The following is a 23254-nucleotide window of genomic DNA, read 5'->3' on the forward strand; positions in this document are numbered from 1 at the left end:
AACAAATGGAACATACTGCTAGATGAAGCATTGAATTACTTCATAGAATCAACTATGGAATTCTAGTTATGAATAAATTTCATTTTTTCATAACTTATTTGACACTACCTAGTATATGTTAATAGCGGCTTACATACAAATAAAGCAATAATTGTTCCAACTACTGCCTCTAAAATACCGCTAGTTGTTATAATTCCAATTAAATATGTAACAAGAAGATTAAAATCCTGACCAATTGCAATAGCATAACTTTGGCCAAAAATAAAATAAATTCCCCCTAAAACTAAAATGGTATTAACTAAAGAACCAGCTAAACCAGCAATAATTATACCAATATTGTTATTAATTTTAGCTTTTTGGAATTTTTCAAAAATAATTCCAGCAATATAACCAATCAAAACTCTAGGGACAATAGCAATAACTGCACTTAGGATATTTCCACTAATAAATGGTGAAAAAACAAAAGAAGTTATTGTTGGACTAATAGTATTATAAAATAGACTTGAAAGTCCAAAAACCAGTCCAATTAATGAACCACCTTTTTTACCTAGAGTAATTCCGGCAATAATAACTGGGATGTGTAATGTTGTTGCACGCAAAGGGCCAATTGGAATATATCCTAGAAAGGGAATAAATACTAGTAACATTTCAATGGCAATAAACATTGCATACAAGACAAGATTTTTAGTTTTTTTGTTTTTCATTTTTACCTCCACTACCGTTCATAAAGATACGGTGTTAAAATATATTAAACGTTATTTGTAATTAGATAATTAGTGTCAAGTCACTATTAAATATTTACTTAATAACAAAGTAATTATATTACTATCTATATAATAATTCAATAATTTAAATTGCTTATCAATTAGTATAAGTGGTAAAATACAAGTATAGGAGGTTTTATTAAATGAAAAAAGTTGCAGTATTATTTCATGATGGATTTGAAGAATTAGAAGCTTTAAGCGTAGTTGATATTATGCGTCGCGCTAATGTTGAATGTACAATGGTTGGAATGGATAAAGAAGTGGTTACAAGTTCACATCAAATTAAAATTTCAATGGATTGTGTTTATGATAATAACTTAGATGATTATGATATGATCGTTATACCAGGTGGTCTACCAGGGGCAACAAATTTACGCGATGATAATAGAGTTATTGAATTAGTAAAAAGATTTAATGAAAATAATAAATTCATTGGTGCTATCTGTGCTGGACCAATTGTATTACAAAAAGCTGATGTTATCGCAAATAAGACAGTAACTTGTTATCCAGGATTTGAAGATGAACTAACTAGTGCCAATTATCAAGAAGCTTTGGTACAAGTTGATGGTAATATTATTACTGGAAAAGGGCCGGCAGCAGCACTGGCTTTTGGCTATACATTATTAGAACAACTAGGGTATGATAGTGATGAATTAAAAGAGGGTATGCAATATAAATACTTAGAAAAAAATATTTAAATTTTACCTCTTTCTTTTATTAGAAATTTGGAGTATAATTACCAATGCAAAGAATGATAATTATAATGGCTAAATTTCAAAGAAAGATCTTTGCAAAGTACGATGTTATGTCGTACTTTTTTCTATTTTAGCTAAATTATATAATACTATAGCCGTAAAATATAACTCAATTATACTATTAATATTGCCAAACATCACAATCAACATTCCTAATATAAGTAATTGACTTCGATATAAAGAAGTCATTTTTTGATATAAAGAAAAATCAAAATTCATCAAACGATTAATCAAGATAAAAATAATCAATAAAATAGTAATAGCACCAAGCATCGATAAAATAATATGTAACGATGAAAATAAATCTTCACTATCAGGATGATATGGTAAAAAAGACCCTACAAGCATAGTAATAAAACTAGTAGTAATTAAGATCCAATCTGATTTAGTAAAATATGTAAACTGCCGATATATTTTAACTACCTTATATAATAAAAATATCGAAATACAACTGACCCATAATAAATAATAAATACGTAAATCATTTTGATAAGATAAATAAGTAAAATTATTATAAGTCCATGATGTTTTTAAAGATAACAGTATGGTTATGATAAACAATAAGATATACATTTTTTTCCTCCAATAAAAACATTCTAATAAAAATAGAAAAAAAAGCAAATAATAAAAGAAAAAATATATTTTAAAAAGTAAATACTAGTAAAGGAGGAATTAAAATGATAATTAGACTAAAAAGTATCCATGCCAATGTAGTTAATGAAAGTGAAGTAATTGATGGTTCTAAAATTAGCGCACTAATAAAAGTTGGTTATAGCTATAACAAGGATAAAAAGTTAGAAATTGACTATCATATTTCATTAATACAGCATAACAAAAATGTTTTTGTTGTTAAAATTAATTATTTAGTTGAAGAAACGGTTAATCAAAATAATGAAAAAGATATGCTTGATAAAGCTGTTAGTCAATTAGAAAAGCGAATTGAATTAATTTTAGGAATGCTATGCGATGAAATTGGTATAAACTTACTAAGTTGACTTTTATTTAGTCAACTTAGTAACAAACTAATAAAATAATCATATTTTATAGTAGAGGTGGAATATGATAGTTTATATTAATGGAAATGATAATCGCTGTAAGTATTTAGCTAAGTTAATAGAAGCAGATGGTCATCGCGTTGAAACTAATATTAATATGTTAGATGTATGTCACATTCTGTATTTAGGACGTGATGGTGCTGGATTTGAACAAGTTGATTTTAAGCCCAATGCTATTGTAATAACTTTATTAAAAAATCAACGATTATCTTATTTAAGTAAATTAAAAGGTTTTAATTATGAATATTTATATCATGATGATGATTTTGTTTGGGAAAATACTTTTATTTGTGATGAAGCATTAATAGCTTATATGATTATAGATAATAAAATTTCGTTAGCGAATGCTAAAATATTGATTTTAGGCTATGGTCATTGTGGTAGAGATTTAGCTAATAAATTAGAAGCTTTTAAAGCTAAGATCACTATTGCTAATCACAATAACCGTTACTTTGATGAAGTAATAAAAAAAGGATATTCATATCATTCATTAAATCATTTGAACCTAGATAAATATGATTATGTTATTAATACTATTCCAAAGCAGATTTTAACTAGACAAATATTAAGTACCAAAAAAACAGGTTGCAAGATCTATGATATTGCTTCTAAACCATATGGTATGAACATTCAAGATCGTGATGAAAATTATCATCTATTAAAACAATTACCAACAAAATATGCTTATCAAAGCAGTGCTTTAGTTTTATATCAGGCTATTAAGAAAGTTGTTGATCGTTATGCTGGAAAATAAAAAAATTGGAATTGGATTAACTGGATCTTTTTGCTCGTTAGAAAAAACATTATCGGTAATAAAAGATTTAAGTAAGTTAAAGTGTGATTTATATATTTTTGCAAGTGAAAAAATATTAACATGTGATACTCGCTTTGATAAAGCTGATGAATTAATTGAAGAATTAGAAAAATTATCCAAACGTAAAATAATTGATAATGTTGTTGATAGTGAAATTTTCGGTCCTAAAATTCCTTTGGATATCATGTTAGTAATGCCATGTAGTGGTAATACTTTAGCTAAACTGACATATGGTTTAAATGATAACGCTGTAACTATGGCTTGTAAATCAACACTACGAAATGAACATAATGTTGTACTAGCAATAGCAACTAATGATGCTTTAAGCAACTCTGGAAAAAATATAATGCAACTATTAAATACAAAGCATTTCTATTTAGTACCAATGTATCAAGATGATTATATAAAAAAACCAAACAGTATGCTTTTTGATGAAAATCTTGTTATTCCTACATTAATAAATGCATTAAATAACAAACAGATTCAACCGGTATTAGAAGGGAATAAAGATGATTAAAGTTTTAAAATTTGGTGGAACATGTTTACAAAATCAAGAATCTATTGATAAGGTCATCGAAATAATTAAAAAATATGCTGATGATAAATTATTAATTGTTACTAGTGCAATGGGTCGTTATCCTGACCCATATGCAACTGATACATTAAAATCGTTAGTTAGCCAGGTAAACAGTGATGAATATAGTCGTTTGCTTAGTTGTGGCGAGATCATTAGTAGTATAATTTTGTCTAATGAACTAAAAAAACAGCATTTAAAAGCTATTTCCGTATCATCAAGACAAATTGAATTAAAAACTCATAAAAATAAATTAGTAAATGTTAACCAAAACAGGATTAAAAAATATTTTGAAACGTATGATATTATTATAGTTCCTGGTTTTCAAGGAATTGATAATCGTGGTAATTTAAAGATTTTAGAAAAAGGTGATAGTGATTATACAGCTGCTTATTTAGCGCGGCGGTTAAACCTTGATGAAGTTTATATTTTTAGTGATGTTTGTGGAATATATACTGGAGATCCTAAATATATTTATGATTCTAAATTAATTTGTCATGTTGGCTATAAACAGGCTTTAGATTTAGCTAAACATAAAGCAAGGATTATTTGTTATAAAGCTTTAAATGAAGGATATAAAAAAATTGGTTTTAAAATTAAACTTCGTTCTTATTTAAATGATCAAATTGGAACTTTGATTAATCATGATGATACTAGTATTAGGACAATGTCAATTGACTTTGATTATTGTTTGATTCATTTTGAAAAAACAATTAATTCTAATGATCTTAAATATTTAAATGATTGTTATGGTAAAAATTATTTTGTTGCAACAGAAAATTTAAAAAAATTAGAAACACCTTTTATTAAAATCAAAAACTATGCCAAAGTTCATTTTGTTGGCTGTGGTCTTGATAAAGATGAAATATATCGTAATTTTCTTGATAAATTTGCAATCATATCTCAAAATGAAACTTCTAGTTATTATGTTGAAGAAAAAAACTGGCACCAGGATTTAAACTTACTGCATGATATAATTGTTAGGAGTGATTAAAAATAAAAATATTTATTAATTTACTAACCCCATTTAAAGCTGATGATACTATTGACTATGATAAAACTAAAGAATTGATTGATCGTTTAATTGAACAGGGGTGTAATAATTTTGTTATTGGTGGTAATACTGGAGAAGGAGCAACACTAAGTTTTTTAGAATTGAAACATTTTTTACGTTATTTTTGTTTTCATTATCCACAAATAAATATTTATACAGTTATCAATGATTTATCAACCAAAAAAGTAATTCGAAAAATCAATAACCTAAGTGATTTACAAAATCTAAATGGTTTTATTATTAAAATTCCAGAAGTTTCTGGTTTAAAACAACAAGAAATATTTAAACATTTTAATTTTATCGCTTTAACAACTAATAAAAAAATTATTATTAAAGATTGTCAAAAGGTTAAAATTAATGAACAGACTATTTCTAAATTAGTCCAGGAACACAAAAATATTGCTGGAATAATATGTAAATATCATGTAATAGACCATATTGACAATTTTGATGTTTTTTATGATGAAACTTTATTAAAAGATTTTCATCACCAGATAAAATCAGGAATTATTAGTAGTTTAGCTAACTTGAATTATCAAAATATAAAAAAATTAATTACTTCTTCAAATAAAGTAGATCACGATTATTTAATGTTATTATTAAAATATTTTTATCAGGAAAATATTACTAGTACCTTAAAATATGCTCTTAGTCAAAGTGAAAATATTGAATGTTTTACACGACTTCCATTATCAAATATCAGTATAGAATTAAAAAATAATATCGATAGATTATTAAAAATGACAATTAATTGATCTTTGTTTACTAAAATATATAAGGCGGTTAATAATATACCAAACAAATTAATTTAATTTTAGAAAGAATTTTGTTACAATTAGAATAGAAAGTATTAGTAAACATTTGTTAAATATGATAATATGGTTAAACCACACACAATAATAAAGTACTAATAAATGACTAATAATATAATAATGGAGGTAAAAATGAGTAAAGAAAGTGTAAAAATTATTCCACTTGGTGGCCAAGCGGAAATGGGTAAAAGTATGTATTGCATTGAAGTAAATGAAAAAATCTTTATTATCGATGCTGGATTTCGTTTCCCAGAAGTTAGTAAATTAGGTGTTGATATAATAATTCCTAGTTTTGATTTTTTAAAAGAAAATGAAGATCGTGTAGTTGCAGTAATTATTACTCACGGTCATGATGATGTTATGGCAGCCTTGCCATATTTATTAGAAACAATCGATGTGCCAATTTATGCACCAGCTTTAACAGCTGATTTGATTGAACAAATGTTGAAACGGTATAAAAAACAAAATAATTTAAAATTAAATTACAATATTACAAGAGTAAAGCGCAATGATTCTATTATCATTAGTGATATTCCAGTTGAATTTTTCCCAGTAACTCATTCTATTCCTGGAAGTGTAGGAGTAGCTATTTGGAGTGAAAATGGTTATATTGTTTATAGCGGTGAATTCATTATTGATTTTGGTGCTCCTGAAGGATTTAGATGCGACATTCAGAAAATGATGGAAATTGGAAAAAAAGGTGTTTTAGCATTACTTTGCGAATCATCTTATTCTAAAAATTCCGGATATACTTCACCAAAGCATAAATTAACTGACAAATTAGATCATATTTTTGAAGATAGTGAAGGGCGAATCATAATTACAAGCTATGCCCAAAATATTTTTAGAACTAAAGAAATTGTTGAATTGACCAAAAAATATGGTCGTAAAATAGTTTTCTATGGTCGCGATAAATACGATAGCACTAATAGTATTGTTCGTATCGGACAACAGTTAAAAAAAGCAGTTATTGAAATTCCTAAAGAAATTATTGCTTTTTCAACTGATATTGGTAAGAAAAATGTGGATGATAATTTAGTTGTATTATTAAGTGGAACCCCACAAAGAATTTATCATGATATTTTAGATATAATTGATGGTGGCGATGAATCATTAAAATTAAATGAAAATGATACATTTATTGTTGCTTCACCAGTTATACCAGGGACAGAAAAAATCGCTAATAAAGCAATTAATGAGTTATATAAAACTGATGCTAATATTCATGTTTTGAAAAATAAAGAATTGTGTTCAATGCATGCTTCACAAGAAGATATTAAAGTTATCATTCAAATTTTCAAACCTAAATATTTTATTCCAATTAAAGGGGAATATCAGCACTTTATTTCTAATTTAGATATTGCTCGAAGTATGGAAATAGCTTTTGAAAATGTGGGAATTATTGATAATGGGGAAATATTGACATTTATCGATGGAAAATTACAAGATTACCGTGATACTATTGAAGTTGAAGATGTTATGATTGATGGTATCGGGGTTGGTGATGTTGGTGATAAAGTAATTGATGATCGCATCCAATTATCTAATGATGGCGTTGTGGTTATTGGCGTTACGATTGATAGTCAATCTCGTGATATTATTGCTAATACTGATGTCCAGACACGTGGATTTGTTTATTTAAGAGATTCAGAATACATAATTAAAGGAATTATTGAAATTTCTGAAAAATGTGTTGCTGAAATGAAAAACAATCCTAAATTAGAAGCGATTGAAGTTCGTCAGACAATTAAGGATAAAGTTAATAAATATATTTCTAAAGAAACCGGAAAAAAACCAGTTGTTTTACCAATTATAATTGAAGTTTAAGCAAGTTTATTCTTGCTTTTTCTTTTTCATAGTGGTTGCCTGTGTTATAATGATGAAGTTAAGTTGGGAGTGAAAAGAGTTATGGCAAAAACAAGTCGTTCAAAAAAATCCAAACAAGAACAAATAAGTGAAAATCTAAAAATGCGCATTATTGCTGCTGTTGGATTGTTTTTAATTGTTGTAAGTGCCATGAAGCTAGGACCAATTGGACAACAATTAAATTTTTTATGTACTTATTTAATTGGTAATTTTGTGGGAATTGGCTATATATTATTAATTATGTTAAGTGGTTATGTTATTTATAAAGCCAAAATGCCAAAACTAAGTAATCCCCGAGCAGTTGGTTTATATCTTGTAATTGGTGCAATTTTAACATTAATGTCGTCTTTTAATGATGATACAATGGTTGGAATAAAAGTTATCAATCAATATATAAATACATCCTCATGTAATCGTGGTGGTTTTTTAGGTGCTATCTTTTATGGTATCTTAAGCGCATTGTTTGATAAAACTGGTGCAATGATTGCTGCAGGTTTTATTTTAGTTATTGGAATTGCATTACTAGGAAGTAAATTTTATATTGATCATTACAAAAAAATAAACAAAATACACAAGACTGTTAAAGACGTAAATAATAAGACAAACAGTAAATTTGTTGATTTCTTTTCTAGAAAAAAAGAGCAGGAAAAAGTATTCTTTCCAGAAGAAATTTTTGAAGATGAAAATAAAAAGAAGAAAACTAAAAAAAGTGCTAAACCAGCAGCAAAGATACATTTAGAAGAAGATGATAATATTCCTTCAACATTTGAGTTTAACGATGAATCAATGACATTGGAAATCAAAGATAAACAACCTAAAGTTCATGAATCACAAGAAAAAAATAAAAAAAGTGTTAATAAAAATTATCGATTACCACCACTTAATTTATTAAAAAATTCAACAGCAAAGAAAACTACTAAAAATAAAGATAATGCGCTAACCAAAGCTGAAACCTTAACTGATGTTCTTCATCAATTTGGTGTTAATGCTTCTATTAGTGATATTTTTATTGGTCCATCAGTTACTAAATATGAATTAAAATTAGAAACAGGAACACGTGTCAATAAAATTATGCAGCTTCAAGATGATATTAAATTAGCTTTAGCAGCTAAAGATATTCGAATTGAAGCACCGATTCCAGGTAAAGCGGCTGTAGGTGTTGAAATTCCTAATAGTGTTGCTACTACAGTAAGCTTCAAAGAAGTAATTAAAGATATTCCATTAGAATATCAAAATAGTAAATTATTAGTTCCTTTAGGTAAAGATGTTAGTGGAAAAATTATTTATGCTGAATTAAATAAAATGCCTCATCTTTTAATTGCCGGAGCTACTGGTAGTGGAAAATCAGTTTGCGTAAATACGATAATTTGTAGTATTTTAATGCGTGCTCGTCCAGATGAAGTAAAATTCATTCTTGTCGATCCTAAAAAAGTTGAATTAACAAACTATAATGGTATTCCTCATTTATTAGCACCGGTTGTCACTGATCCTAAAAAAGCAGCAGCAGTTTTACAAGAAGTAGTTGTTGAAATGGAACGCCGTTATGATTTATTTGCCAAAGCAAATGTTAGAAATATTGAATCTTATAATACATATGTTAATAAAAAGAATAATGCATTATCGCAAGATGAACAATTAGAATTATTACCATTCCATGTTGTTATATTAGATGAGGTTGCTGATTTAATGATGGTTGCAAGTAAACAGGTTGAAGACTGTATCATGCGAATTGCTCAAATGGCCCGGGCTGCAGGTATACATTTAATAGTGGCGACGCAAAGACCTTCTACTGATATTATTACTGGAGTAATAAAAGCTAATATTCCATCAAGAATTGCTTTTGCTGTTTCTTCTGGCGTTGATTCGAGAACTATTTTAGATGCTTCTGGAGCTGAGAAGTTATTAGGAAAAGGAGACATGCTGTTTTCACCAATGGGATCAAGTTCACCGATAAGAGTGCAGGGAGCCTTTGTTTCTGATGAAGAAGTCAGTGCAATTGTCGACTATGCTTCAAGTCAGCAGGAAGCTAATTATGATGAAAAATATATAAATGTTAAATTAAATACTAGTACTTTTGCTTCTTCATCTAAAGAAGAAGAGGAAGATGCTGAATATGAGATGTGTCGTAGCTTTGTAATCAATGCTCAAAAAGCGAGTACTTCGCTATTACAACGCCAATTTAGAATTGGCTATAATAAGGCTGCTCGAATTATTGATCAGCTAGAAGCTGAGGGCGTTATTGGGCCTCAAATAGGTTCTAAACCACGAGAAGTGTATATACGTGGTTATCAAGAAGAAGATATTTAATTTATTATTTTATGATTTAAGACTTCATTTTGCGAAGTCTTTTTTATTTTAATAGTGCTTGATTAATTTTAATTACGGTCTTATTTTTTTGTATTTTAATTTTAATTTTATTAAATTGGTGTATAATATCATATATGTTTGTAAAGGAGTGTTTTATGAAAAAAAGTTATCAATTATCAGGATATACATTACATGTAATTCCAACTAAAAAGTTTAAAAATATAACAATGTCATTGAAATTAGAAAACAAATTAACAAGAGAAAATGTTACTAAACGTTCTTTATTGGCTTTCATGTTGACAGGTGGTACTCAAAATTATCCTTCAACCCAAGCTTTATCAAGACATTTAGAAGATTTATATGGAATGAGTTTTGGAACAAATCTTGCAACAAAAGGAATAGGGCAAGTGTTAAATATTTCTAGTGTTTGTATTAATGAAGCTTTTTTACCATATCAAGAAGATTTATTAAAAGAACAGATAAAAATGTTTAACGATGTATTATTTAATCCTAATGTAAAAGATGGCAAATTTGATGAAAAAACATTTAATATTAAGAAAAAAGAATTGAAAGAACGCTTAATTGCTCAAAATGATGATAAATTCATGTATGGTATTGATCAATTATTTACAAATATGGGTGAAGGTGGCTTTTTATCAATTCGTAATAATGGCTATATCGATGAAATCGATCAAATTTCTAATGAAGAATTGTATCAATATTTACAAGAATGCATTGAAAATGATTCAAAACATATCTATGTTGTAGGTGATGTTAATGAAAATATAGTTGAGACATTTAAAGAAAACTTACAATTTAAAACTAACCCAGCTGCTGTTTATCCAGTTACTAATTTTAAATCAACAAAAAAAGAAGTTTTAGAAGTAATTGAAAAACAAGACATTATTCAATCTAAATTAAATATTGGTTATGTAGTAGATTGCAACTTTAGTGATCCAGGAACTTATGCAATGACTGTTTTTAATGCCATGTTTGGTGGTTTTTCACAGTCAAGATTATTTAGAGTAGTTAGAGAAAAACATAGTTTATGCTATTATATTTCTTCAAGCTATGGTGCTTTTAGTGGTATTATGACTGTTAATGCAGGAATTGAAGGAAAAGATTATCAAAAAACATTAGATTTAATCGCTCAAGAACTTAAAAACTTCCAAGACGGTAAATTTGATGATGATGAAATTAATTTGGCTAAATTAATGTTAAAAAGTTCATTAACTAAAACTAAAGATGAACCAATTAGTTTAATTACTTTAGCATACAATCGTGATTTAACTAATATTCAAGAAACTAATGATGAATATTTAGAAAAATTAATGAGCGTTACTAAAGAAGAAATAATTGCAGCTAGTAAAAAAGTTCATTTAGATACAATCTTTTTACTTACAGGGAGTGATAAATAATGGAAAAGATATATTTTGAAACATTAAAAGAAACTTTATATCATGAAAAAATGGCCAATGGATTACAAGTTTATCTTCTACCAAAAATGGGTTTTGAAAAAACTTATGGGTTATTTTCAACTAAGTTTGGAGCTATTGATACAACTTTTATTCCTTTAAATAAAGATGAAATGATTAAAGTTGAAGACGGAATTGCTCATTTTTTAGAACATAAAATGTTTGATATGAGTGATGGTGATGCTTCAGAAAAATTTGCTAAGTTAGGAGCTAGTACTAATGCTTTTACATCTTCAAGTCGTACAGCTTATTTATTTAGTACTACTTCAAACGAATATGCTTGTATTGAATTATTACTAGACTTTGTTCAAAAATTAGAAATCACCCCTGAAAGTGTAGAAAAAGAAAAGGGGATTATTGGTCAAGAAATAAAAATGTACGATGATGATCCAGACTGGCAAGTTTATTTTGGTTCAATTCAAAATTTATATCAACAACACCCAGTTGCTGTTGACATCGCTGGAACTGTAGAAACAGTAAATCGTACTGATAAGGATATGCTTGAATTATGCTACAACACTTTTTATCATCCAAGTAACATGATGATTTTTGTAGTTGGAAATATTGATCCAGATAAAGCAATGGCTACAATTAAAGAAAATCAGGATAAAAAGAATTTTAGTTTAGCTAACCCAATTGTCTTGAAAAAAGTAAATGAGCCTAAGGAAATTAAAACAAAAGAAAAAGTATTAACTATGGATGTTGAAATGAATAAAATAATTGTTTCAATTAAAGTTAATGAAATTCTGGAAAATCCTAAAGATAAAATCAAAAGAGAATTAGCGTTAAACTTACTATTTGATCTATTATTTTCTAAAAGTGCAAAATTATACAATGATTGGTTAAATCAAGGCATTATTAATGATTCTTTTAGCGCAAGTTTTACGCAAGAACGTGATTATGCATTTATTCAAATTGGTTGTGATTGCAATGATTATGAAACACTAAAAGAAAAGTTATTAGATTTAATCAAAGATTTTGATACAATTAAAATTGATCAAGAAGACTTTAATCGTATTAAAAAGAAAAATATTGGTTTATTTATTAATATGTTTAATAGTCCAGAAAGTATTGCTAATTTATTTAGTCGTTACTATTTTGAAGGAACAAATGCTTTTGATTTAGTTGATGAAGTTGCAAAATTAGAAATAGATGATATTTACGATGTTTTTAAATATTTTGATTTGCAATATACTAGTGTTTGTATCGTGAAAAAAAATCATTAAGGTAAACGTTAAATCTAAAATAGTTGACACAAGAAGTGCTTATGTTATAATAACGGTGGTAAGAGAGTAAATAAATTTCCACATCATAGATAAGGGAACCTGACTTAAATGGTGGTGTTGAAAACCTGTCTTCGAATAGGGATCCTAAAGCTAATTTAAAGGTGCCCACCTGTACAAAACAGGGAAATATCTAAAAACTCTCTTCCTTTTTTATTTAAGGAGAAAGATTATGAGTCAAATAGATCCAAAATTAATTGCTAGAATTAATGAATTAGCTAAAAAGAAAAAAGAGGGTACTATTACAAAAAAAGAATTAGACGAACAAGCTAAATTAAGACAAGAATATTTAAAAGCTTTTCGTGGTAATTTTAAACAGCAATTAATGGGTATTAAAATTGTTGATGAAAAAGGTAATGATGTAACTCCAAAAAAATTAAAAAGTGAACAGTCTAAAAAATTAAATTAAGCGAATTTTTTTTAGTTCGCTTTTTAATTTGGTAGTAATAATCAACATAATTTTAATTAACTAATTTATCTTAATGCTTTCTTAATATTTTTCTACATTTAAAATAACCTAATATTGCGTTATTTTTTTATTTGTGTATAATAGAGTTGAGTTTTTGTGAAAAAAGGAGAAAAGAAAATTAATGGAAAGATCGAGTTTATCAATAGCAGCAATTCGTGCATTAGGTATTGATGCAATTAACAAAGCTAATTCTGGACATCCAGGAATGGTTTTAGGATCGGCACCAGCTATGTATACTTTATTTACTAAAGAAATGAATATTTTTCATAAACAAGCAGATTGGATCAATCGTGATCGCTTTGTTTTAGCTTCTGGTCATGCATCAGCACTTTTATATTCAGTTTTACATTTATCAGGTTTCAATATTTCTATTGATGATCTTAAGAATTTTAGACAATGGGGTTCTGTAACTCCTGGTCATCCAGAATGTGATATCACTGATGGTGTAGATGCTTCTTCAGGTCCTTTAGGTCAAGGGATCCCAATGGCAGCTGGTATGGCGTTAGCTGAAAAGTTTTTAGCAACAAAATTTAATCGTGAAGGATTTGATATTGTTGACCATTACACATTTGCATTATGTGGTGACGGTGATATGCAAGAAGGTGTTACTTATGAAGCAGCTTCTTTAGCGGGACACTTATCATTAGGTAAATTAATTGTTTTATATGATGCTAATAATGTTACTTTAGATGGTCCTTTATCAATGTCATTTAGTGAAGATGTTAAAAAACGTTTTGAAGCTGTTGGATGGCAAGTTATCAAAGTAAACGATGGTAATGATGTAAATGCAATCCAAAAAGCTATTCGTAAAGGAAAAAGAGAATTATATAAACCAACATTAATCATCATTAATACTGTAATTGGTTATGGTTCCGCAAATGAAGGAACAAGCAAAGTACATGGTAGCCCATTAGGATATGAAGATGGTAAAAATGCTAAAATATCATATGGTTTTGATCATGAAGAATTCTACGTTCCTGAAGAAGTTTATGAAGATTTTGCAAATACATGTATTAAACGTGGTCGTAATCGCTTTAATAAATGGAACCGATTAATGAAAGAATACAAAAAAGCATATCCTGAATTAGCTCAAGAATTTGATGACGCGATCAATGATAGATACTCATTAGATATTGAAGAGTTAATTAAAAAATATCCTGCTGGACATAATGATGCTACAAGAAATACATCATTAGAAACAATTCAAGAAATTGCCAAACAAAATCCAACATTTTTATCAGGAACAGCAGATTTAGCTTCTTCTACAAAAACAACTATTGCTTCTGAAAAAAACTTTAGTGTTGAAAATTATGATGGACGCAATATTGCTTTTGGGATTCGTGAATTTGCAATGGTTGCCATGATGAATGGGATGACATTACATAAAGGCGTTAGAGTTTCAGCTGGTGGATTCTTAGTATTTGCAGATTATTTTAAAGCAGCTTTAAGAATGGCTTGTTTAATGCATTTACCAATTATTTTACCATTATCACATGATTCTATTGCCGTAGGTGAAGATGGTCCAACTCATCAGCCAATTGAACAATTAACAATGTTACGTTCATTACCAAATATTCAAGTAATTCGTCCTGCTGATGCTAAAGAAATGGTAGCAGCATGGAAAATTGCTATTGAATCTAAAAAAACTCCTACAGCATTAATCTTAACTAGGCAAAATGTTGTTACTTTAGAAGATTCTTCTTATGAAGGAGTTTGTAAAGGAGCATACATTGTTGGTAAAGAACAAAATCGTATTGATGCAATTATCATCGCTAGCGGTAGTGAAGTTAGCTTAGCAATGCAAGCTAAAGATGAATTATTAAAAGAAAACATTGATGTTAGAGTTGTTTCAATGCCATCTATGGAATTATTTGATAAACAAGATTCAGAATATAAAGAAAGTGTTTTACCAAGTAATGTACGCGCTCGTTTATCAATTGAAATGGGATGCGATTTTGGATGGTATAAATACGTTGGTCTAGATGGAAAAACTATGTCAGTAAATACATTTGGTGCAAGTGCTCCTGCTGATGTTGTAATTGAAAGATACGGTTTTACTGTTGAAAACGTTATTAAAAATATTAAAGAAATAATTTAATCGGAGTTAAACTCCGATTTTTTGCTATTTTGACATTATTTTTATTTTCTTTTTGTTAAGCTATAAATGGTGGTATAAATGAAAAGATATAAAATATATAAACTGAATCATAATGTCCATGAACTATTAAAACAATATCCCCAAATAAAAGAAATGCTTATTAATCTAGAACCAAAAAATAATTTTTTTTCTAAACAAATGGAATGTTTCTTTCAACCAAATGAGGGAGTTAGTGATTATATTGAGTATAAATTAAAAAATCGTTATGATTATCATCGCGAAAAAAATAAACATTATATAGATAATCAATTAACTAAAGAACGTCTTACTTGTATTGTTTATGATTATTACATAGTTGTTGAAGCAAATAAAAAAACAAACATATTTATGGACATTATATACCAAATATCAAAAAGTTATGTTATAATGGTGGAGCAATCTAAAAATGTGGAGGTATGAAGATGCTTAATGCCATTATTGGACTTATAATCGGTGCCATTGTTGGATTCTTTGGTGCACGTTATGTGTTTAAAAAACAATTACAAAAAAATCCGCCAATTAACGAAAAGATGATTCGTGCTATGTATATGGAAATGGGTCGTAAACCTAGTGAAGCACAAATCAAAAGAATTATGTCTTCGGTTATGGCACAATATAAATAAGGGGCAACCCTTATTTTTTTGTAAAAAAAGAAGCTAATTACTAGCTTCTAATATTACATCCACTTGATTTTAGATTCAGTTCCATTAATAACTCGTTTTAAATTTGAACGATGTCGATAAATCAAAATTAAAATAACTGCTGCGACAACAATTTTTCCCACTAAAGAAATATCTAAAAATGGGACTGCAAATAATACTGATCCCGATGCAAGGACCGAAGATAACGATACATACTTACTGATTTTTAGAACAATAAAGAAAACTAATAAAGCTAAAATTGATCCAAGTGGTGTAACTGTAAAGAAAAATCCAATAGCGGTTGATACAGCTTTACCACCTTTAAAACCAGCAAATATTGGGTAACAATGCCCGATTACACAAGCCAATGCACATATGTAGGCAACATCGCTATTTAAATTTAGAGCATTTAAAATATAACGTGCTAACAAAGTTACAATTAATGCTTTTGATGCATCAAGTAAAATAACACCAACACCTGCTTTTTTCCCTAAAACACGGCCAGTATTTGTTCCCCCTAGATTTCCTGAACCATAATTACGAACATCTGTTTTATAAAATAGCTTACCAATTACTAATGCAAAAGGTATCGAACCATAGAGATATCCGCAAATAATTAAAATTATTGAAATTATTATATCCATTTTTATCACCTGAACCTATTATATATTATCGTTGTAAAAATGCAATAATCTTTGAAAAAAACATTGAACTTAGGTATAATAGAACAAGCGATTAAAGGAGGCAATTGAATTATATGGCAAATAAGAAGAAATATGATGAGTCTAATATTCAAATCCTTGAAGGGTTAGAAGCAGTTAGAAAAAGACCAGGGATGTATATTGGTTCTACCGATGGCCGTGGTTTACATCATTTGGTATGGGAAATTGTTGACAACTCAATTGATGAAGCATTATCTGGTTACGGTGACAATATCCAGGTTACTATTGGTAAAGATAATAGTATAAAGGTAGCTGATCATGGGCGCGGAATGCCTACAGGTATGCATGCTTCAGGAAGACCAGCTACAGAAGTTATTTTAACTATTCTTCATGCAGGTGGTAAATTTAATGAAGATGGTGGTTATAAAACTTCAGGTGGTTTACATGGGGTTGGGGCATCTGTTGTAAATGCTCTTTCAAAATGGTTAGAAGTAACAATTCACCGTGATGGAAAAATCTGGTTTCAGCGTTTTGAAGATGGTGGGAGCAAAATTGGTAAATTAAAAGTAATAGGTAAAACTAATACAACAGGTACAACAATTCATTTTTTACCTGATCCGTCTATTTTTTCAATTACTGAATTTAATTATTCAACTATCAGTGAACGATTAATGGAAAGTGCTTTTTTATTAAAAGGCATTAAAATTGATTTATTTGATGAAAGAACTGATAAACAAGAAACTTTTCAATATGAAAATGGTTTAACAGCATTCGTTGAATATTTAAACTATGAAAAAGAAACTTTAAATAAAATCATTAGTATTGAAGGAATAAACAATGAAATTGAAGTCGATGTAGCAATGCAATTTACAAGTGGTTACCAGGAAAATACATTATCTTTTGTTAATCTGGTTCGAACTAGTGATGGGGGAACTCATGAAACTGGCTTTAGAACAGCATTAACACGTACTTTTAATGAATACGCTAGAAAATACGGTCTATTAAAAGAAAAAGATAAAAATTTAGAAGGTAACGATGTACGTGAAGGATTGTCAGCTATTATTTCAATTAAAGTTCCAGAACATTTTTTACAGTTTGAAGGACAGACTAAATCAAAATTAGGAACACCGGAAGCAAGAAATGTTGTTGATACTGTTGTTTATGAAAAATTAAGTTACTATTTAGAAGAAAATAAAGAAACAGCAGATACATTAGTTAAAAAAATGATTAAAGCTGCTCAAGTACGTGATGCGGCTAGAAAAGCTCGTGAAGCAGCTCGTAAAGGAAAAGGAAATCGCCAGGAAAAAATCTTGAGTGGTAAACTTGCACCAGCACAATCTAAAGATCGAAAACTAAAAGAATTATATTTAGTCGAAGGGGATTCAGCTGGTGGTAGTGCTAAACAAGGACGAGATCGTAAGTATCAGGCAATCTTGCCGTTACGTGGTAAAGTAGTAAATACTGAAAAAGCAGCCATGGCTGATATTTTAAAAAATGAAGAAATCGCAACAATTATTAACACTATCGGAGCTGGAGTAGGCCCAGACTTTAATGAAAAAGATAGTAATTATAATAAAGTTATTATTATGACCGATGCTGATACTGATGGTGCTCATATTCAAATTTTATTATTAACTTTTTTCTATCGCTATATGCGCGATTTAATTACAGCCGGAAAAGTATATATCGCTTTACCGCCATTATATAAAGTTTCTAAAAAAACTGGTAAAAAAGAAGAAATTATTTATGCTTGGGAAGACGATGAATTAGAAGCGGCTAAAAAGAAAATTGGCCGCGGATATACTGTTCAACGTTACAAAGGTCTTGGTGAGATGAATGCCTCTCAATTATGGGAAACTACGATGAATCCAGAAACAAGAACACTAATCCAGGTAACTATTGATGATGCTGCTATTGTTGAAAGACGAGTATCTGTATTAATGGGTGATAAAGTAGAACCTAGACGAGAATGGATTGAACAAAATGTTCAATTTACATTAGAAGATAATTATAGTATTGATTAAGGAGATTGATATTGTGGATAAAAAAATAATTATGTCATTAGAAACCATAATGGGGGACCGTTTTGGTAAATATTCTAAATATATTATCCAGGATCGGGCATTACCTGATGTTCGAGACGGGTTAAAGCCAGTTCAACGTCGAATCCTTTATTCAATGTATAAAGAAGGAAATCTACATTCAAAACCATACCGTAAATCAGCTAAGACAGTCGGTAATGTTATTGGTAACTATCATCCTCATGGTGATACTTCAGTATATGATGCCATGGTTCGTTTATCTCAAGATTGGAAAATGCGCGCACCATTAGTAGATATGCAAGGTAATAATGGTTCTATTGATAATGACCCTGCAGCAGCAATGCGTTATACTGAAGCAAGATTAGCACCAATTGCTGAAGAATTATTACAGGATTTAGATAAAGATACTGTATTAATGTCATTAAACTTTGATGATACTGAATACGAACCAACTGTTTTACCAGCAGCATACCCTAATTTATTAGTTAATGGAGCAACTGGTATTTCAGCTGGTTATGCAACTGAAATACCACCTCATAATCTAGAAGAAGTAATTGATGCTACCATTTATCGTATCAAACATCCTAAATGTACTTTAGAAAAAATTATGGATTATATAAAAGGACCTGATTTCCCAACTGGAGCTATTGTTGAAGGGAAACAAGGAATTTTATCAGCTTTTAAAACTGGTAAAGGCAAAGTAATTGTTCGTAGTAAAACAGAAATCGTTGAAGAAAAAAACATGAACAAAATTGTCATTAGTGAAATCCCATATGAAGTTAATAAAAGCGAATTAGTTAGAAAAATTGATGAAATTCGTTTTAATCGTCATGTTGATGGAATTATCGAAGTTCGTGATGAATCAGACCGTAGTGGTTTACGAATCGTTGTTGACTTAAAAAAAGATATTTCCGTACAAAATACCTTAAACTATTTATATAAAAATACTGATTTACAAAAAAATTACAATTACAACATGGTTGCAATTAAAGATAAAAGACCTGTATTAATGGGTATTTTAGAAATTTTAGATGGATATATTGCTCATCAAATCGATGTTGTAACTCGTAGTTGTCAATATGATTTAAATAAAGCTAATAATCGAAAACATATTGTCGAAGGTTTAATTAAAGCAATTTCTATTTTAGATGATGTTGTAAAAACTATTCGTCAATCTAAAGATAAAGCTGATGCTAAGAAAAATTTAATTGCTAAATATGATTTTACTGAAAAACAGGCAGAAGCTATTGTGATGTTACAATTATATCGTTTAACAAATACTGATATTGTAACTTTAGAAAATGAAAATAAGCAATTAGATGAACAAATTACATATTTACAAAGTATATTAAATAGCGAATCAGTTTTACATAAAGTTATTATTGATCGTTTAAATTCAGTAAAGAAAAAATATCCAATGCCACGTCTTTCAAAAATCCGTGATGAAATTCAAGAAATTAAAATTGATGAACAAGCAATGATTTTATCAGAAGATACTAATGTCTCAATTACAAGAGATGGTTATATTAAAAGAATTAGTACCCGTTCTTTAAAAGCAAGCGAAGGAACGCCATTTGGTAAAAAAGAAAACGATTATTTAGTAGCACTATATAAAGCTAATACCCTTGATCATTTATTATTATTTACTGATGCTGGTAACTATCTATTTGTTCCTGTTTATAAAATTGATGAATTTAAATGGAAAGATGCCGGTAAACATATTAGCTATTTGATAAAATTAAATTCTAATGAAAAAATAATTGGGTCTATTTTAGTAAAAGATTTTAATTTACCATTATATGTTTTACTCGCAACTAAAAATGGTCAAATAAAAAGAACGGCTTTATCAGAATTTAAAGTATCTCGTTATACAAAACCATTAAAATGTATTAAATTAAAAGATAATGATCAAGTAATCGGGGTTAAATTAACTGATAATAATCAAGGAGTTGTTTTAACAACTAAAGCTGGTTATGGTATTTTATATTCTGAACAGGAAGTTTCTACTGTGGGTATTAAAGCTGCTGGAGTTAAAGCTGCTAATTTGAAAAATGATGAATTAGTTAGTCTTAATATATTTAATCCAATGGCTAATTGTTCTTTAATTGTTATTAGTGATGAAAATGGCATTAAACGAATTAAAATAAGTGATATTACGCCATCAAGTCGTACTAAAAAAGGTGTATTATTATACAAAAATCCTAAAAGTAAGATAATTAATGTTAAAGATGCAAAAATAGTTGATAATAATCAAGAATTTTCAATTATTTTAAATGATCAAACTGTTTATAGTTATAAAGCAACTGACTTTAATTATGCTAATTTAGTTCAAAAACCAACTGTTCGCAATAAACTTACAAAAATACAAATGATTGGGGATGTATATATTGATAAACCAATTACAACCGATGATTATCATCTTGAACAAAAAATCGAAGTTGATCAAAAAGTGTTTGAACAACCAAAAGAAAGAACTTTATTAGATGATTTAAAAGATAATGCTGATGAAAAAAAATCGCAAGATAATAATCAGACTAAATATGAAAAGATTAGTTTAGCGGATCTTTTGAATGAAGATGATTTTTAAAACCGTAAATTTATTTTTACGGTTTTTCTTTCATATATTCGCGCAATAATTTAATTAACGCTCTTTTTTCAAGGCGAGAAACATAAGAACGTGATATATTTAATTTTTTAGCAATTTCTTTTTGGGTATATTTTTTGGTATTATTTAAACCATAACGCATTATTAAAGTATCTTTTTCACGACCATCAAGAATATTAAAATATGTTTTAAACTTATCGATGGTATCATTACGATCAACTATATCAATAAATTCTTCTTGATTACTGCTTAAAATATCACCTAAAACTATTTCGCTGCCATCTTTATCAATACCAATGGTTTCATTTAAAGATACATCTAAACTAGTTTTTTTATTAGTTCTTAAATGCATCAAAATCTCATTTTCAATACATCTAGAAGCATATGTTGCTAACTTGGTTTTATGATTTTGTTTATAGCTATCAACGGCTTTAATTAGTCCAATTGTACCAATGGAAATTAAGTCTTCTTGTAAATCTTTACTATTCTCATATTTTTTTGCAATATGGGCTACTAATCTAAGATTACGTTCAATTAAAACATTTCGAGCATCCTGGTCACCATTAAAAAAGCGCTCTAAATATTTTTCTTCTTCTTTAGCACTCAAGGGTAGTTCAAATGATTTAGATTTGATATAAGATAAAAAAAAGCCATTAGTTAATAATTGTAATAACATTGAAAACATTATTGCCACCTCTGATACATTTTACGAAAGCAAACAGTTTTTATGACATAATAATACAAATTTAGTTTTATTAGTAAATATATTTTTAATTCTTGTACTTTAAAATCATACTAAAATAAGGTACAATGGTTGTGGTTTAAAAAGGAGAGTATATGACAGAAGAAATTAGATGTTTTGGCTGTGGAGCCGTTATTCAAAGTGAAGATGAAAAGAAAATTGGATTCGTTCCTAAAAATGCTTTAAATAAAGATGTAATTCTTTGTAAACGCTGCTTTCGTTTGAAAAATTATCATGAATTACAAAAAACTAGTTTAACTAATGATGATTTTTTAAAGATATTGCAAGAAATAGGAAACCATAATTGTTTAGTTGTTTATATAGTTGACTTATTTGACTATAATGGCAGTATCATCAATGGTCTAACAAGACATTTAAACAACAATGATATTTTAGTAGTAGGTAACAAACGTGATGTTTTACCAAAATCAGTTAAAGATATTAAAATTGAACACTGGTTAAGACGCCAATTAAAAGAATCAGGAATTAAACCGGTAGATGTTATTTTATCGAGTGCTGTTAAAAATTATAATCTTGATTTATTAATTGATAAAATTGAACAATATCGTAACAACAGAAATGTTTATGTTGTTGGAGTTACTAATGTTGGTAAATCATCATTGATAAATGCATTATTAAAACATTATAGTCAAAGCGAAAATCTAATTACAACTAGTGAATTTCCTGGAACTACATTGGATTTAATTGAAATACCGTTAGATGATGACAGTTATTTATATGATTCACCAGGAATAATTAATGACCATCAAATTGCTCATTTAGTTAAAGATGAAGATTTGAAAATAATTATTCCTAAAAGTGAGTTGCGGCCAATTAGTTATCAGTTAAATTCTCAACAAACTTTGTACTTTGGTGGTCTAGCTCGTTTAGATTATATTAAAGGTGAAAAAACTTCATTTACTTGTTTTTTCCCAAAACGATTAAAAATTAATCGTACAAAATTAAGTAATGGTGATGCTTTATACAATCGACATTTAACATTACAACCAGAAATTGAATCAATAAAAGATATTAATGACATGGCTGTTCATGTATTTAAACTTCCAAATTATAAAGTTGATATTGTCATTTCTGGTTTAGGTTTTGTAAGTATAAATTGTCCTGGTGGCAATATAAAAATTCATGCACCTAAAAGTGTTGGGGTATTTATAAGAGAAGCATTGATATAGAAAGGAT

The 23254-nt window shown here is 28.4% G+C and carries 21 protein-coding genes; 17 read left to right on the top strand and 4 right to left on the bottom strand.

Going from position 1 to position 23254, the window contains the following annotated elements; all coding sequences use genetic code 11:
- Positions 1 to 104: 104 nt before the first annotated feature.
- Positions 105 to 704: an ECF transporter S component gene (locus B5F09_RS00005; protein ID WP_087370377.1), complete on the bottom strand. Its 600-nt coding sequence runs from the start codon at positions 702 to 704 to the stop codon at positions 105 to 107.
- Between the two features lie 203 nt (positions 705 to 907).
- On the opposite strand from B5F09_RS00005, the gene B5F09_RS00010 reads away from it, so the two are divergent.
- A complete protein-coding gene (locus B5F09_RS00010) occupies positions 908 to 1462 on the top strand; it encodes a DJ-1 family glyoxalase III (protein ID WP_087302476.1) in 555 nt (184 codons plus the stop codon).
- A 105-nt stretch (positions 1463 to 1567) separates the two neighbouring features.
- Here B5F09_RS00010 and B5F09_RS00015 read toward each other — a convergent pair whose 3' ends face one another.
- On the bottom strand, positions 1568 to 2092 hold the full coding sequence (locus B5F09_RS00015; RefSeq protein ID WP_087370379.1) for a hypothetical protein: 525 nt from the start codon (positions 2090 to 2092) through the stop codon (positions 1568 to 1570).
- Between the two features lie 104 nt (positions 2093 to 2196).
- On the opposite strand from B5F09_RS00015, the gene B5F09_RS00020 reads away from it, so the two are divergent.
- The 13 genes from B5F09_RS00020 to B5F09_RS00080 all read left to right on the top strand — a co-directional run bounded on the left by B5F09_RS00020 (position 2197) and on the right by B5F09_RS00080 (position 15988).
- Entirely contained in the window at positions 2197 to 2514 is a 318-nt protein-coding gene (locus tag B5F09_RS00020) for a hypothetical protein (RefSeq protein ID WP_087370382.1), read from the top strand.
- Between the two features lie 64 nt (positions 2515 to 2578).
- Complete coding sequence (locus B5F09_RS00025; RefSeq protein ID WP_087370384.1) at positions 2579 to 3328, top strand: NAD(P)-dependent oxidoreductase; 750 nt, start codon at positions 2579 to 2581, stop codon at positions 3326 to 3328.
- Entirely contained in the window at positions 3315 to 3905 is a 591-nt protein-coding gene (locus tag B5F09_RS00030; protein WP_087298554.1) for a dipicolinate synthase subunit B, read from the top strand. The genes B5F09_RS00025 and B5F09_RS00030 overlap by 14 nt, the downstream gene beginning before the upstream one ends.
- Complete coding sequence (locus B5F09_RS00035) at positions 3898 to 4956, top strand: aspartate kinase (RefSeq protein ID WP_087370387.1); 1059 nt, start codon at positions 3898 to 3900, stop codon at positions 4954 to 4956. Before B5F09_RS00030 ends, B5F09_RS00035 begins: the two co-directional genes overlap by 8 nt.
- A 14-nt stretch (positions 4957 to 4970) precedes the next feature.
- Entirely contained in the window at positions 4971 to 5771 is an 801-nt protein-coding gene (locus tag B5F09_RS00040; RefSeq protein WP_255375464.1) for a dihydrodipicolinate synthase family protein, read from the top strand.
- Between the two features lie 189 nt (positions 5772 to 5960).
- Positions 5961 to 7655, top strand: a complete 1695-nt coding sequence (locus tag B5F09_RS00045) for a ribonuclease J (RefSeq protein WP_087370392.1) — start codon at positions 5961 to 5963, stop codon at positions 7653 to 7655.
- An 81-nt stretch (positions 7656 to 7736) separates the two neighbouring features.
- Complete coding sequence (locus B5F09_RS00050) at positions 7737 to 10001, top strand: DNA translocase FtsK (protein WP_087370395.1); 2265 nt, start codon at positions 7737 to 7739, stop codon at positions 9999 to 10001.
- 155 nt (positions 10002 to 10156) lie between these two features.
- Positions 10157 to 11419: an EF-P 5-aminopentanol modification-associated protein YfmF gene (yfmF, locus tag B5F09_RS00055; protein ID WP_087298549.1), complete on the top strand. Its 1263-nt coding sequence runs from the start codon at positions 10157 to 10159 to the stop codon at positions 11417 to 11419.
- Positions 11419 to 12702, top strand: a complete 1284-nt coding sequence (yfmH, locus tag B5F09_RS00060) for an EF-P 5-aminopentanol modification-associated protein YfmH (RefSeq protein ID WP_087298548.1) — start codon at positions 11419 to 11421, stop codon at positions 12700 to 12702. The genes yfmF and yfmH overlap by 1 nt, the downstream gene beginning before the upstream one ends.
- 229 nt (positions 12703 to 12931) lie before the next feature.
- Positions 12932 to 13168: a DUF896 domain-containing protein gene (locus B5F09_RS00065; protein ID WP_087298547.1), complete on the top strand. Its 237-nt coding sequence runs from the start codon at positions 12932 to 12934 to the stop codon at positions 13166 to 13168.
- A gap of 181 nt (positions 13169 to 13349) precedes the next feature.
- Positions 13350 to 15326: a transketolase gene (gene tkt, locus B5F09_RS00070; protein ID WP_087370398.1), complete on the top strand. Its 1977-nt coding sequence runs from the start codon at positions 13350 to 13352 to the stop codon at positions 15324 to 15326.
- A 78-nt stretch (positions 15327 to 15404) separates the two neighbouring features.
- Complete coding sequence (locus tag B5F09_RS00075) at positions 15405 to 15785, top strand: sporulation inhibitor of replication protein SirA (RefSeq protein WP_087298545.1); 381 nt, start codon at positions 15405 to 15407, stop codon at positions 15783 to 15785.
- Positions 15786 to 15787: 2 nt separating this feature from the next.
- Positions 15788 to 15988, top strand: coding sequence for a YneF family protein (locus B5F09_RS00080; RefSeq protein ID WP_087298544.1), 201 nt, complete (start codon positions 15788 to 15790; stop codon positions 15986 to 15988).
- 53 nt (positions 15989 to 16041) lie between these two features.
- Here the strand turns inward: B5F09_RS00080 and plsY are convergent, their stop codons facing one another.
- Positions 16042 to 16650: a glycerol-3-phosphate 1-O-acyltransferase PlsY gene (plsY, locus tag B5F09_RS00085; protein WP_087370401.1), complete on the bottom strand. Its 609-nt coding sequence runs from the start codon at positions 16648 to 16650 to the stop codon at positions 16042 to 16044.
- A gap of 113 nt (positions 16651 to 16763) precedes the next feature.
- Between plsY and parE the strand changes: the two genes are divergently transcribed.
- Both parE and parC read left to right on the top strand, forming a co-directional pair.
- The gene (gene parE / locus B5F09_RS00090; protein WP_087370404.1) at positions 16764 to 18692 is read left to right on the top strand and encodes a DNA topoisomerase IV subunit B; all 1929 of its coding nucleotides are present in this window, start codon (positions 16764 to 16766) and stop codon (positions 18690 to 18692) included.
- Positions 18693 to 18705: 13 nt separating this feature from the next.
- A complete protein-coding gene (parC, locus tag B5F09_RS00095; protein WP_087370407.1) occupies positions 18706 to 21297 on the top strand; it encodes a DNA topoisomerase IV subunit A in 2592 nt (863 codons plus the stop codon).
- A 16-nt stretch (positions 21298 to 21313) separates the two neighbouring features.
- On the opposite strand, the gene sigK is transcribed toward parC, so the two are convergent.
- Positions 21314 to 22000: an RNA polymerase sporulation sigma factor SigK gene (gene sigK / locus B5F09_RS00100; RefSeq protein WP_087370410.1), complete on the bottom strand. Its 687-nt coding sequence runs from the start codon at positions 21998 to 22000 to the stop codon at positions 21314 to 21316.
- Between the two features lie 152 nt (positions 22001 to 22152).
- Here sigK and yqeH point away from each other — a divergent pair, with 152 nt between their 5' ends.
- Complete coding sequence (yqeH, locus tag B5F09_RS00105; protein ID WP_087370413.1) at positions 22153 to 23247, top strand: ribosome biogenesis GTPase YqeH; 1095 nt, start codon at positions 22153 to 22155, stop codon at positions 23245 to 23247.
- The last annotated feature ends 7 nt before the right edge of the window (positions 23248 to 23254 follow it).

It is taken from the genome of Erysipelatoclostridium sp. An173 (assembly GCF_002160495.1).
Classification (GTDB): domain Bacteria; phylum Bacillota_I; class Bacilli_A; order Erysipelotrichales; family Coprobacillaceae; genus Thomasclavelia; species Thomasclavelia merdavium.